12 protein-coding genes are annotated in these 12510 nt (G+C 37.8%); 8 read left to right on the top strand and 4 right to left on the bottom strand.

What is annotated here, in order from left to right:
* Positions 1-11 precede the first annotated feature (11 nt).
* Positions 12-1655 carry a S41 family peptidase gene (locus J4Q03_RS18595; RefSeq protein ID WP_426049610.1) on the bottom strand — a complete coding sequence of 548 codons (1644 nt, stop codon included), beginning with the start codon at positions 1653-1655 and terminating at the stop codon, positions 12-14.
* Positions 1656-1837: 182 nt separating this feature from the next.
* On the opposite strand from J4Q03_RS18595, the gene J4Q03_RS18590 reads away from it, so the two are divergent.
* The 8 genes from J4Q03_RS18590 (at position 1838) to J4Q03_RS18555 (ending at position 9606) form a co-directional block, all read left to right on the top strand.
* Positions 1838-3064, top strand: coding sequence for an HD domain-containing protein (locus tag J4Q03_RS18590; RefSeq protein ID WP_426049609.1), 1227 nt, complete (start codon positions 1838-1840; stop codon positions 3062-3064).
* A gap of 72 nt (positions 3065-3136) precedes the next feature.
* Positions 3137-4168, top strand: coding sequence for a UDP-3-O-(3-hydroxymyristoyl)glucosamine N-acyltransferase (gene lpxD / locus J4Q03_RS18585; protein ID WP_426049608.1), 1032 nt, complete (start codon positions 3137-3139; stop codon positions 4166-4168).
* The gene (locus J4Q03_RS18580; protein ID WP_426049607.1) at positions 4161-5558 is read left to right on the top strand and encodes a bifunctional UDP-3-O-[3-hydroxymyristoyl] N-acetylglucosamine deacetylase/3-hydroxyacyl-ACP dehydratase; all 1398 of its coding nucleotides are present in this window, start codon (positions 4161-4163) and stop codon (positions 5556-5558) included. Before lpxD ends, J4Q03_RS18580 begins: the two co-directional genes overlap by 8 nt.
* Positions 5559-6353 (top strand): acyl-ACP--UDP-N-acetylglucosamine O-acyltransferase, encoded by a 795-nt coding sequence (lpxA, locus tag J4Q03_RS18575; protein WP_111956625.1) that lies wholly within the window; start codon positions 5559-5561, stop codon positions 6351-6353.
* A gap of 61 nt (positions 6354-6414) precedes the next feature.
* Positions 6415-6978, top strand: coding sequence for an elongation factor P (efp, locus tag J4Q03_RS18570; protein WP_034704623.1), 564 nt, complete (start codon positions 6415-6417; stop codon positions 6976-6978).
* 70 nt (positions 6979-7048) lie between these two features.
* A complete protein-coding gene (locus tag J4Q03_RS18565; RefSeq protein ID WP_426049606.1) occupies positions 7049-7951 on the top strand; it encodes a UDP-3-O-(3-hydroxymyristoyl)glucosamine N-acyltransferase in 903 nt (300 codons plus the stop codon).
* A 91-nt stretch (positions 7952-8042) separates the two neighbouring features.
* Positions 8043-8915: a succinate--CoA ligase subunit alpha gene (gene sucD, locus J4Q03_RS18560; RefSeq protein ID WP_034704619.1), complete on the top strand. Its 873-nt coding sequence runs from the start codon at positions 8043-8045 to the stop codon at positions 8913-8915.
* 22 nt (positions 8916-8937) lie between these two features.
* Positions 8938-9606, top strand: coding sequence for a porin family protein (locus J4Q03_RS18555; protein WP_426049605.1), 669 nt, complete (start codon positions 8938-8940; stop codon positions 9604-9606).
* A gap of 166 nt (positions 9607-9772) precedes the next feature.
* On the opposite strand, the gene J4Q03_RS18550 is transcribed toward J4Q03_RS18555, so the two are convergent.
* From J4Q03_RS18550 to J4Q03_RS18540, 3 genes are all read right to left on the bottom strand, one after another.
* Complete coding sequence (locus J4Q03_RS18550) at positions 9773-11083, bottom strand: ABC transporter permease (RefSeq protein WP_426049604.1); 1311 nt, start codon at positions 11081-11083, stop codon at positions 9773-9775.
* A 5-nt stretch (positions 11084-11088) separates the two neighbouring features.
* The gene (locus tag J4Q03_RS18545) at positions 11089-12000 is read right to left on the bottom strand and encodes an ABC transporter ATP-binding protein (protein WP_426049603.1); all 912 of its coding nucleotides are present in this window, start codon (positions 11998-12000) and stop codon (positions 11089-11091) included.
* Between the two features lie 104 nt (positions 12001-12104).
* Positions 12105-12455, bottom strand: coding sequence for a T9SS type A sorting domain-containing protein (locus J4Q03_RS18540; RefSeq protein ID WP_111956638.1), 351 nt, complete (start codon positions 12453-12455; stop codon positions 12105-12107).
* Positions 12456-12510 lie beyond the last annotated feature (55 nt).

The following is a 12510-nucleotide window of genomic DNA, read 5'->3' as shown; positions in this document are numbered from 1 at the left end:
ATTCAATTCATTTAAAAACCGGTCTTTATATATTTTAAAGCTCTTTCCAGAACTTCATCTTTTCCTTCTTTTATCCCTATTACAGTGGGCTTTATGATAATGTCAGGAAGTATTCCTATCCGTTGTGTTTCCCTTCCGTCAGGATAATAAGCTCCAAGTCCTGTAAAGCACGTATCCAGATCCGCTATTTTAAATCTGATTACATCACCATTGGCTCCTGAAGTATTACTCCCAATTACCTTAGCTTTTGGATGCTGTTTAAGCATCATAGTAGTCGTTTCTGCCTGGCTTTGTGTATTTTCATCAACTAAAACTACAACGTTCCCTTTGTAATAATCCGGATTCTTTCTGCCGATGCTGTTTTTTGCGCTATAAAATTTACTCAAATAATCCGTCTCCGGGAAATTAAATTGATAATAAATTGATTTTTCCGGAAGAATCATCCTGCTTAAAGGGAAAATAGTCTGTTTAGGATAATTTCTGAGATCAAAAATAATTGATGTTGTAGATTTCAAATCTCTAAACATATCATCCAGATCACTTTTTTCAATAATACCCATATTCACATATCCTGTCTTTTTGTCTGCATCAAGAAATTTCCATTTCTGTTGAACAGGTGGCTTTTCACGAATAATATCCTTAATAAGATAAGTTTTGGCTGTGACAGCTAGATTTTGTCCACCACGTTCTATTCTTAAGGTAACAGAATCATTATTGCTGAAAAGAAAAAGATGTTTCACTTTTGCGGCTTTTCCCCAGGAATTGGATGCCGGAACATATTTTCCAAAGCTGTTTACCATCTGAGGAATCGTCCTGCCGTTAACATCATAAATCACATCGCCCGCTTTTAAAGGTATTTCTTCATCAGATTTATTTTTGATGATGTTGGTTACGACTAGTTTTCCTTCCGCATAAATATATTCCACAGGAACCTTCCTTTTTCCATATTGACTGGAAGCAATGATCGGCGAGTACAGAAAAGCATGGGAATCATCAATTTTTGCCACCAATTCCGCAAGAGCCAAGTGATAGCTTTCATTATTATTGATATGGAGGAACTTTGGGATCATTTCCGCTAAAACATCATTCCAGTTCTGATCCGTCTGATACTTGTAGGGAAAAAAATATTCTACAAGATTCCAGTATCTGAAAAGTTCTAAAAGACTGATCTTTTTGGAGGTAAACTTTGATCCGTATGAATTTTCATTTTTAAAATAAACCTTTTTTCCTCCTTTTCCGAAATAATGACTGCTGCCTGAATTTCTGTTATTTTGGATAAAAAGAAGCTGTTGGGTTACTTTTTCATTGAAAATCTTTTGATTTCTAATCCAGTTCAAATCAAAATTTCTCAGAAAATAAACTTTTTCTTTGTCTTCTTTTGAGCATTTTTTACATTCATCAACTTTTCCAAGGCTGTTGATCCATTCAGAATAAAATTCGTTCAACTCGTCTTTATCACGGATAGTATTAAGTCCATCCATTTTCTCAAAAAGCTGTTTGTCCCAATCAAAATCTCCTTTTGAAACATGAGGATGGTAATATTTCAAAAATCCCCAGACCTTACAGAGCGATTCCAGCTTTTGGGTTTCAGACAAAGCCTGTGCGGAAAAGTATAAACTGGAAAAAAGTAAAATGAAAAGAGAAATTTTTCTCATCAAATAGAATGGTTATTAATGCAATCAAAGATATATTTTTAAAACATAATATGGCAAAACATCTGTATAAAATTAATAGAAAGGGTAAAGTGCATTTTAGGAGGATGTGAATTCTTTAATGGCAATTTAATCATGCTTAAAATTTAAAATCCCTAACTTTGTTTACTAATACCAAAGTTTCAATGCAGAATAAGCTAAAGATCATCAACGACCCCGTTCATGGTTTCATCAGAATCCCACACGAAATTTTATTTGATGTTATAGAGCATCCTTATTTCCAGAGACTGCGAAGAATCGGCCAGACCGGGCTTCTCAATCTTATCTTTCCGGGAGCTACGCATACAAGATTCCATCACGCTTTGGGAGCGATGCATCTGATGTTTACAGCATTGGAAACCCTGCGTCAGAAAGGGGTTAAGATTACCGAGGAGGAAGAAAAAGGAGCCATGCTTGCCATCCTGATGCATGATATCGGACACGGACCCTTCTCTCATGCCTTGGAAAATATGCTGATGGATGACTGGCATCACGAAAAACTTTCGCTCCTGTTAATGAATAAGCTGAATGAGGAATTTGGAGGACAGCTTTCTGTAGCTATTGAAATGTTTCAGGGTAAATATCACAGAAAGTTTTTTAACCAGCTTATTTCTTCCCAGCTTGACGTGGACAGGCTTGATTATCTGAACAGGGACAGCTTTTTCACTGGTGTTTCAGAAGGGAATATCAATACCCAAAGAATCATTTCCATGATGAATGTCTGCAGTGAGGGCGAATTGGTAATTGATGCCAAAGGAGTTTACTCCATTGAAAACTTCCTGACAGCCAGGATGTTTATGTACTGGCAGGTATATTATCATAAAACTTCAGCATTGGCAGAATTTCTTCTGGTCAAAATCCTGGAAAGAGCAAAATATCTGATTTCCGAAGGAATGGATCTGCCTGCAGGGGAAAACCTGAAATATTTTCTGAACCGTGGGAAAAGTTCCGCTACCGATGAAGATATTTATAGATTTACGCAACTTGATGACAATGATATAATTCATGCGATGAAATCCTGGCAGGATTCGGAAGACTTTATTCTTTCCTATTGGTGCAGATGCGTGATCCAGAGAAACCTTCCGAAAACGGTTATCTCAACACATCCTTTCAAGCGGAAATTTATTGAGGAAAAAATAAAAAATACCAATGAATTTTTTGGAATCAATAATGGAAAAGAGCTTGTACACGGGATTAAAAGAAAATTACTGCCTTATGACACTAAAAAGCAGCCGATTTATTTACTCCAGAAAAACGGTAAAAAGATCAGGTTGGAAGAGTCGCAGGACCAGTTATTGTCCGGGCTTATGGTACACAAGACAGCCCGGTATATTCTTACCTTTCCAAGAGATATTTCCCACATAATATCTTAAATAATCTTAAAATTCACGTTCCGAAAATCAAAAAATGTTTGCGAATTACAGAATTTCTTATCTTTGCAGAATATGGAATTTACAGCTTCGCAAATTGCAAGTTTTATTGACGGACAAATAATAGGCGACGAAAGTACGGTTATTACAGGGGTTTCACCAATTGAGAATGGTGAATCAGGACATCTTTCTTTTATAGCACAGGATCGATTTTCACACTTTTTAAATACCTCAAAATGCTCCGTTATTATTGTTTCGGAAAAACTTATAGATAAAGTTAATTATAATCCTACCTTAATTGTTGTAAAGGATGCATACCTTTCTTTTCAGGTTTTAATGAATCTGTACCAGGAAATGCAGGGAAGAAAAGAGGGAATCGAAACCGGTTCTTCTATTCATGAGACTGCAGTGATCGGAGAAAAGGCCTATATCGGAGCATTTACCTATGTTTCGGAGAAAGCTAAGATTGGAGAAGGTTCACAGATTTATCCTCAGGTCTATATCGGTAAAGGAGTTAAGATTGGTAAAAACTGTAAAATCGACAGCGGAGCCAGAATTTATGACTACTGCATTATCGGAGACAATTGTGTGATCCATTCCAATACGGTTGTAGGTGGTGACGGATTCGGCTTTCAGCCTACTGCTGACGGATTCAAAAAAATTCCTCAGCTAGGAAACGTGATTATAGAAGACGATGTAGAAATCGGTTCTAACTGCAGTATCGACAGAGCAACCATTGGTTCAACCATTATAGGAAAAGGAACGAAGATCGATAATCTGATTCAGATTGCCCATAATGTGAAGATCGGGCAGAACAACGTGATTGCGGCACAGGCCGGAATTGCAGGGTCTACTACAATTGGAGACTGGAACCAGATCGGTGGACAGGTAGGAGTGGTTGGGCATATCAAAATTGGGAATCAGGTGAAAATTCAGGCTCAGAGCGGTGTGAATTCCAGTGTTAATGATAAAGAAACATTGTATGGCTCCCCGGCGATAAGCTACAATGACTATCTTAGAAATTATGTCCATTTCAGAAATTTTACTGAAATTGTAAAGAGAATAAATAATCTTGAGGATATCTCAAAAGATAAAACTAATGAGTGATATGCAAAAAACACTCCAGGAAGAAGTAACACTTTCTGGAATTGGCCTTCATACAGGTAAAGAAGTAAAACTTACCATTAAACCTGCTAAAGAAAATACCGGTTTTGTGTTCGTAAGAACAGATTTAGAGGGACACCCTCAGGTAGAAGCTGACGTTAATTATGTAGTAGCAACGGAAAGAGGAACAACATTAGAGAAATTAGGTGTAAAAATTACTACCTGTGAGCACCTTTTGGCTGCGCTGGTGGGATGTGATATTGATAATGCCATTCTTGAAATGGATGCCTCCGAGCCGCCAATTTTAGATGGATCTTCAAAATTCTTTGTTGAAGCTATCGAAAGTGTAGGAATAGCAGAGCAGAATATTGCCAGAGAATACCTGGTCATCAAAGAAGTTCTGAGCTATGCAGACCCTGCCTCAGGATCTGAAATCACTATTATTCCTTCAGATACCTACGAAGTGACTACCATGGTAGATTTTGGAACCAAAGTTTTGGGTACTCAAAATGCCACTCTTAAAAATATTTCAGAATTTAAAGACGAGATTTCTTCTGCCAGAACATTCAGCTTCTTGCATGAATTGGAAATGCTTTTGGATCATGGATTGATCAGAGGGGGAGACATCTCAAACGCTATCGTGTATGTGGATAAGGATCTTACGCCTGACACTACAGAAAAATTGAAAAAAGCCTTCGGAAAAGATAATGTTTCTATCAGACCGAATGGTATTCTTGATAATCTTACGTTGAACTATCCTAATGAAGCCGCAAGACACAAATTACTCGATGTAATTGGTGATCTGGCATTGGCAGGAGTAAAAATAAAAGGTAAAGTAATTGCAAATAAGCCTGGACACTATGTGAACACTCAATTTGCAAAAAAACTGAACCGCCAGTGGAAATTGCAAAAGAAAAAAAACGTTCCGGATTTTGATTTAACCAAAGAGCCGGTTTTTGATATCAACGGAATCATGCGTCTTATGCCGCACAGACCACCGTTCTTATTGATCGATAAAATCCTTGAACTTTCAGATTCTCACGTGGTAGGACTGAAAAATGTTACCATGAATGAGCCTTTCTTTGTAGGACATTTCCCTAAAGAGCCTGTAATGCCTGGAGTTCTCCAGGTGGAAGCTTTGGCGCAGACAGGAGGTATTCTTGTATTAGCCAGCGTTCCGGATCCTGAAAATTACTCCACTTATTTTATTAAAATAGATAAAGTAAAATTCAAAAGAAAAGTAGTTCCCGGAGATACTATGATTTTCAAAATTGAATTGATAGAGCCTATCAGAAGGGGAATTGTACATATGCAGGGTTATGGATATGTGGGAGATACAGTGGCTGTAGAAGCAGAGTTAATGGCTCAAGTTGCAAAAAATAAAGTTGATTAAATGATTCATCAATTAGCCGCCGTAGATAAACGTGCAAAAATCAGCAAAAATGTTATTGTAGAACCGTTTACTACAATTGCAGGGGACGTGGAGATCGGAGAAGGAACTTGGATTGGTCCTAATGTTACCATCATGGATGGAGCAAGAATAGGTAAAAACTGCAGAATTTTTCCCGGAACGGTAATTTCTGCGATTCCTCAGGATTTGAAGTTTGATGGCGAAGATACCCAGGTAATTATCGGTGATGAAACAACAATCAGAGAATGTGTTACCGTAAACAGAGGTACAAAAGCTCTTGGATTTACTAAGATCGGTAAAAACTGCCTTATCATGGCAACTTCCCATATTGCACACGATTGTGTTATCGGAGATCACGTTATCATTGTAAACGGTTGCGGTATTGCAGGGCATGTAGAAATTGGTGATTATACCGTAATGGGAGGTCTTAGCGCAGTGCATCAGTTCGGTAAAATCGGTAAACATGTGATGATTTCCGGAGGAACTTTGGTAAGAAAAGACATTCCGCCTTATGTAAAGGTTGCAAGAGAACCTATGTCTTATGCAGGAATCAACTCAGTGGGTTTGAGAAGAAGAGGATTTACTAATGAGAAAATTTTCGAGATTCAAAAGATCTACAGAACGATTTTTCAAATGAAAATGAATGTTTCCCAGGCTGTAACTTATATTGAAAAAGAAATGCTTCCAACTGCTGAAAGAGATGAAATCCTTCAGTTTATCCAAAACTCACCGAGAGGTATTGTAAAAGGATACGGAACAACCAAGGAAAGCAATTAAAAGCCAAAAGGCAGCTTTACCTGAGTTAAAAAAACTAAAAATAAAAAGATAACATAAATTAATGGCAACAAGCAACGATATCAGAAAGGGACTTTGCATTGAGTACAGTAACGATATTTTTAAAGTAATAGAATTTCTTCACGTAAAACCGGGGAAAGGACCTGCTTTCGTAAGAACAAAATTAAAGTCAGTAACTAACGGGAAAGTGATTGATAATACTTTCTCTGCAGGACATAAAATTGACGAAGTAAAAGTAATCACCAGAAAGTTCCAGTATCTTTATGATGATGAGAACGGATTCCACTTCATGAATAATGATGATTTCTCTCAATTATATTTAAATAAAGAAATGATTGAAAATTCACAGTTCATGAAAGCAGGAGAAGAAGTAACGATCATTTTGAAAGAAGCTGACGAAACGCCGCTTTCTGCCGAACTTCCTCAGTCTGTTTATCTGGAAATAGTTGAAGCCGATCCGGGTGTGAAAGGAAATACAGCAACCAATGCTCTTAAGAATGCAATTGTTGAAACAGGAGCTAGAGTAATGGTTCCTTTATTCATCGAGCCGGGAGACAAAATTAAAGTAAGTACAGAAGACGGCAGCTACTTAGAAAGAGTAAAATAATAATTAAATTTACATAAATTCGGTTTGCACCAGCAGTCCGAATTTTGTTTTTATAAGAAAACCAATTGTTATGAGATTCCACTCTCCACAAAAGCTCAAAACTATTGCCGATTTAATAGGCTCGGAATTTGTTGGTCCCGAAGACTTTGAAATTCTGGGAACCAACGAGATCCACATGGTTAAACCGGGTGATATTGTTTTTGTCAACCATCCGAAATATTACGATAAAGCATTAAATTCTGCAGCTACGATTATTCTGATCGACAAAAAAGTAGAATGCCCGGAAGGAAAAGCACTTCTGGTTTCTGATGATCCTTTCAGAGACTTCAATAAGATTAATACCCATTTTACAAGAATATACAATTTCACCGAAGAACTTCACGACGTTGAAATAGGAGAAGGAACCAGGATTCACTCTTCGGCAGTCATTGGAAACAATGTAAAGATCGGAAAAAACTGCCTTATTTTTCCTAATGTGGTGATCGGGGACAGAATTGAAATCGGAGACCACGTGATTATCCAGTCAGGAACAGTATTGGGAGGCGATGCTTTCTATTACAGAAAACTGAACGGGAACTTTGACCGTCTGATCTCCGTAGGAAATGTCATCATTGAAAACAATGTAGAGATCGGAAATAACTGTACGATCGACAGAGGCGTTACAGATTCTACCGTAATCGGGGAGGGTTCAGTTTTGGATAACCAAATACAGATAGGACATGACACCGTTATCGGAAAAAAATGTCTCATTGCATCACAGGTGGGAATTGCAGGCTGCTGCGTCATAGGAGATGAGGTGACAATTTGGGGACAGGTAGGTGTCGCTTCCGGGAATAAAATTGAAAGCGGATCTGTTATTCTTGGTAAAACAGGAGTTAATAAAGATCTTAAAAAAGGAACCTATATCGGTATGTTTGCAGAAGATTTCAAAGGCTATCTGAAAAAAGAAGTAAAGCTGAGAAATCTCAAATAAACTATTCACTTGGTTTTGTCCAAAATCAAAGAAAAATAAGTAAATTTGTGAGCATTAATAAAATATTTAAATAAATTAAAACATCAATAAAATGTCAATTTTAGTAAACAAAGATTCTAAAGTAATTGTACAAGGATTTACAGGGAACGAAGGTACTTTCCACGCGGGCCAGATGATTGAATACGGAACCAACGTAGTAGGAGGGGTTACTCCGGGAAAAGGAGGATCTGAGCACTTAGGGAAGCCTGTATTCAATACAGTAGCTGATGCCGTAGAAAAAGCTGGAGCCAACGTAAGTATCATTTTCGTACCACCTGCATTCGCTGCTGATGCGATCATGGAGGCTGCTGAGGCAGGTATCAAAGTTATCGTATGTATTACTGAAGGTATTCCTGTAGCGGATATGGTGAAAGTGAAATCTTACATCGCTGACAGAGACTGCAGATTAATCGGTCCAAACTGTCCGGGAATCATTACTTCTGAAGAAGCTAAAATTGGTATCATGCCAGGATTCGTTTTCAAAAAAGGTAAAGTAGGTATCGTTTCAAAATCTGGTACTCTTACTTACGAAGCTGCTGATCAGGTTGTAAAAGCTGGTTACGGTGTTTCTACAGCAATCGGTATCGGTGGTGACCCAATCATTGGAACTACGACAAGAGAAGCTTTGGAATTATTCATCAACGACCCTGAAACTGAAGCGGTAGTAATGATCGGTGAAATCGGTGGTGGACTAGAAGCTGAAGCTGCAAGATGGTACAAAGCAAGCGGATCTACTAAGCCGGTTGTAGGATTTATTGCCGGACAAACTGCTCCTAAAGGAAGAACTATGGGACACGCTGGTGCTATCGTAGGTGGTGATGAAGATACGGCTCAGGCAAAAATGCAGATTATGAGAGAAAACGGGATCAACGTTGTAGACTCTCCTGCAGATATCGGTGTTACCGTTGCTAAAGTTCTAGGATAAGACATACAACAAAACAAAACATATGAAAAAACTTTTATTAACCTCAGCATTGGCCCTTTCAACTCTGTCGTTTGCCCAAATCGACTTTGCAAATACAAGATTCGGTGTCACGGCAGGAGGTAATTACTCCAGAGTAAGAAATGCCCATAACCCTTCTGGCCCAAGATTCGCATTCCAGGGTGGAGCTTTAGCTCTTATCCCGGTTGGGAAGGCCAACCAGTTCTTTATACAGCCCGAAGTCGTGTATTACGGTGCTGGAGAAACCGGAAAAGATAAAGATGCTAAAGGAAAAGATGGTTATGATGCTGTATATGGTAACAATTATCTGAGCGTACCTGTTTATTTTAAAGGATATTTTTCTGAAGCAGAATCAGAATTCTTTGGAATGATAGGGCCAAGATTTAATTTTCTGATGAGTCAGAATGTTAAAAACGCTCCTGTAAGCAGACCATATTATGATCCGGATGTTACCGATCCTTTATATCCGTCAGTAAGTGGAAAAGCGTCAAGCTTTAACTTTGCTTTAGGATTAGGAGTTGGCTATAGCTATAAAAGACAGCTGGAATTAGCTCTTAAATACGACCTTGGTCTTTCAGATACTTATCCTGATCTTGCAAAAGAAAAAGGAGGGACTGATAAGAAAAAGTCTGAGCAGGTGATCAGCCTTAGCTTAAGTTATATTTTCAAATAGGATAACGAGTTTATTCAACGATAAAAAATCCCGGAAATTTTAATTTCCGGGATTTTTGTTTTATATAATGTTATGAGTTGGAAGTTGGAAGAGAGAAGTTATAAGGAACAACTGAGTCCATTCAGTATTTCCATCCTCCCTTTTTTGGCTTCCATCCTTTAATTCACTATCCTCTTATCCATTTCCATATCTCTTTTAAAGTAGCTTTGTTTCCATACATCAAAATCCCTACACGGTAGATCTTTCCGGCCAGGAATATCATGAGAATGGTAGTGCCAAGCAATAATACAATAGAAAGAGCAATCTGCCATGCCGGAACGCCGAAAGGTATCCTCGCAATCATGGCAACGGGTGAAGTAAATGGTATAATAGACAGCCAGAAGCCCAACGGACCGTCAGGATTATTCATCAGGGAAAAACTTCCGTACATTCCCAGCGTAAGCGGTAAAATAGCAAATAAGGTGAACTGCTGCGTCTCTGTTTCATTATCTACTGCAGAACCAATGGCTGCATAGATTGAACTGTAGAAAATATACCCCAAAAGGAAAAATACGATGAATACAAAAATGATCAGCGGGAAATTCAGTTCCAGTAAACTGTGTGAAACCTGTGTTGCAATCTGGGCAATATCCAGCTTGCTGGCAATCGTCTCATTACCTCCCGGAATGTTCTTTTGGAAGGAAGAAAATCCGGTATTTAAAACCAATGCACCTATAACAGACATAGAAATCCAGATCAGAAACTGCGTCAAAGCGACCAAAGTTACCCCTAATATCTTACCCATCATCAGTTCAAAAGGCTTGACAGATGAGATAATGATTTCCACCACACGGTTGTTTTTCTCCTCAAGAACGCTTCTCATAACCCTTACCCCATAAATAATAATAAACATAAAAGTTACATACATCAAAAGGATGCTTAAACCGCTTTTTACCCCAAAAGCAAGATCGGAATCTTCCTTATTGTTATTGGAAACATTAATGGTTTTTAAAGTAAAGCCTTTATCAAGGCTGTTCAGCTGAGTTTCTTCAATACCGAGCTGCTTGATTTTTTCTTTTTTAATTACATCCGTAATATCAGAAACGATTTTCTGCTTCGTATCAAAGCCCATTTTGGCATTCACGATAAGTCTTGTGCCGTTTTCAAGTCCGGTATAGTCATGATCTTTCAGGTCAGGCAGTATCAGTATGCCATCCAGCGATTCATTGTCTTTCAGATTATTGATCTTCGCTTTTTCATCTGCTGCAGAAACAAACACATAATTCAGTTTGTCATTAGATTTCAGCTGATCTTTAAAAAGCCCACTTTTATCAACAACCTCAATAATGCTGTGGGACTCATTGGCTTTAAACATTAATCCAATGACTGCTCCAAAACCAATCAGTAAAAGAGGAGCCAGCAATGTTAATATAATGAAGGATTTTTTCTTAACCTGCGTAAGAAATTCCCTTTTTGTAATTAAAAAAATATTATTCATAAAAATTAAGAATGGTTACTTACGGCATTAATAAACACTTCATTCATGCTCGGAATTCTTTCGTCAAATGATCTCACTTTTCCAACGTTTACAAGGTCCAGAAGGATATCATTTTGCCCGCTTTCATTTTTCAGGTCAAAAGAGACCAGGTTATTTTCATTAGAGAAATTAAAAATATCATAGCTGTTTTTAAAATTCTCAAACTTGGTTTCATCCACTTCGGAAAGAGTAACTCCGAAAATATTCTTCTTAAATTTTTCCCTTACATCAAAGACCCTTCCGTCAATAATTTTTTTAGAATTGTTGATCAGTGCCACATAGTCACACATTTCCTCAACGCTTTCCATTCTGTGCGTAGAAAGGATAATCGTTGTTCCGTTATTTTTGAGATCAATGATCTGATCCTTAATTAAATTGGCATTTACCGGATCGAAACCTGAAAAGGGCTCATCAAGAATCAGAAGATGCGGACGGTGAAGAACGGTTACCACAAACTGAATCTTCTGTGCCATTCCTTTCGAAAGTTCCGAAAGTTTCTTTTTCCACCATTGGTCGATGTTCAGTTTTTCAAACCATTTCTTGGCTTCGTTCAGCGCATCACTTTTGCTCATTCCTTTCAGCTCCCCGAAATACAGGATCTGATCGCCCACACTCATGTTCTTATATAAACCTCTTTCTTCAGGCATATAACCGATGTCTCTGATGTGGGTGGGATTAAGCCTGTTTCCATTAATGAATACCTCTCCGGAATCCGCTTGGGTAATTTGGTTGATAATACGGATGAAGGAAGTTTTTCCGGCTCCGTTCGGACCTAGAAGACCATAAATACTGCCTTGTGGTACATGGATGCTGAAATCATCCAATGCTACTTTCTTCCCGGCGCTATAAGTCTTTCTGATATGTTCAGCTTTAAGCATTAAATTGTTTTTAACAATGAGTATAAAAAGTCCTTAAAGTTACGGAAATATTAAGGCAGAACTGACGCAAAAGAAAAAATCCTGATGATTATCAGGATTTAATTTTATTGTTTTACGATTTGAGTAACCTTTTGGGTATTATCGCTTAAAATATAGCGAATCAGATATTTCCCGGGTTTCAGCTTTTCAATATTGATTTCTCCGGAATTCATGTTGACAGAATAGTTAGCTACCTGTGTTCCTAAAATTGAATAAAACGTAACACTCTTGATTTTTAATGCAGAGTCTTTGGCCTTAATCAAAAGGAAATCCTTTGCAGGATTTGGGTAAGCTACCAATACACCGTCATCAGATTTCTGTGTAATGGAACCCGGCTCTCTCAGCTGTGCCTGCATATTGTTGGAAAACCCAACGAAAGCGCCTGTAAATAGAAATAAAAGTAAAAGTTTTTTCATCAAATTATAATTTCTCGAATGTATTAAAACAAAAATAAACAATTCTACAATTCTA

The sequence above is a fragment of the Chryseobacterium sp. NFX27 genome (genome assembly GCF_049887855.1).
Classification (GTDB): Bacteria; Bacteroidota; Bacteroidia; order Flavobacteriales; family Weeksellaceae; genus Chryseobacterium.
This window is presented reverse-complemented; position numbering and strand designations above follow the sequence as displayed.

What these genes read in the sequence shown, in the direction of transcription:
- J4Q03_RS18595 (WP_426049610.1), bottom strand. Translation starts at nt 1,655, where the DNA reads ATGAGAAAAATTTCTCTTTTCATTTTACTTTTTTCCAGTTTATACTTT.
- J4Q03_RS18590 (WP_426049609.1), top strand. Translation starts at nt 1,838, where the DNA reads ATGCAGAATAAGCTAAAGATCATCAACGACCCCGTTCATGGTTTCATC.
- lpxD (WP_426049608.1), top strand. Translation starts at nt 3,137, where the DNA reads ATGGAATTTACAGCTTCGCAAATTGCAAGTTTTATTGACGGACAAATA.
- J4Q03_RS18580 (WP_426049607.1), top strand. Translation starts at nt 4,161, where the DNA reads ATGAGTGATATGCAAAAAACACTCCAGGAAGAAGTAACACTTTCTGGA.
- lpxA (WP_111956625.1), top strand. Translation starts at nt 5,559, where the DNA reads ATGATTCATCAATTAGCCGCCGTAGATAAACGTGCAAAAATCAGCAAA.
- efp (WP_034704623.1), top strand. Translation starts at nt 6,415, where the DNA reads ATGGCAACAAGCAACGATATCAGAAAGGGACTTTGCATTGAGTACAGT.
- J4Q03_RS18565 (WP_426049606.1), top strand. Translation starts at nt 7,049, where the DNA reads ATGAGATTCCACTCTCCACAAAAGCTCAAAACTATTGCCGATTTAATA.
- sucD (WP_034704619.1), top strand. Translation starts at nt 8,043, where the DNA reads ATGTCAATTTTAGTAAACAAAGATTCTAAAGTAATTGTACAAGGATTT.
- J4Q03_RS18555 (WP_426049605.1), top strand. Translation starts at nt 8,938, where the DNA reads ATGAAAAAACTTTTATTAACCTCAGCATTGGCCCTTTCAACTCTGTCG.
- J4Q03_RS18550 (WP_426049604.1), bottom strand. Translation starts at nt 11,083, where the DNA reads ATGAATAATATTTTTTTAATTACAAAAAGGGAATTTCTTACGCAGGTT.
- J4Q03_RS18545 (WP_426049603.1), bottom strand. Translation starts at nt 12,000, where the DNA reads ATGCTTAAAGCTGAACATATCAGAAAGACTTATAGCGCCGGGAAGAAA.
- J4Q03_RS18540 (WP_111956638.1), bottom strand. Translation starts at nt 12,455, where the DNA reads ATGAAAAAACTTTTACTTTTATTTCTATTTACAGGCGCTTTCGTTGGG.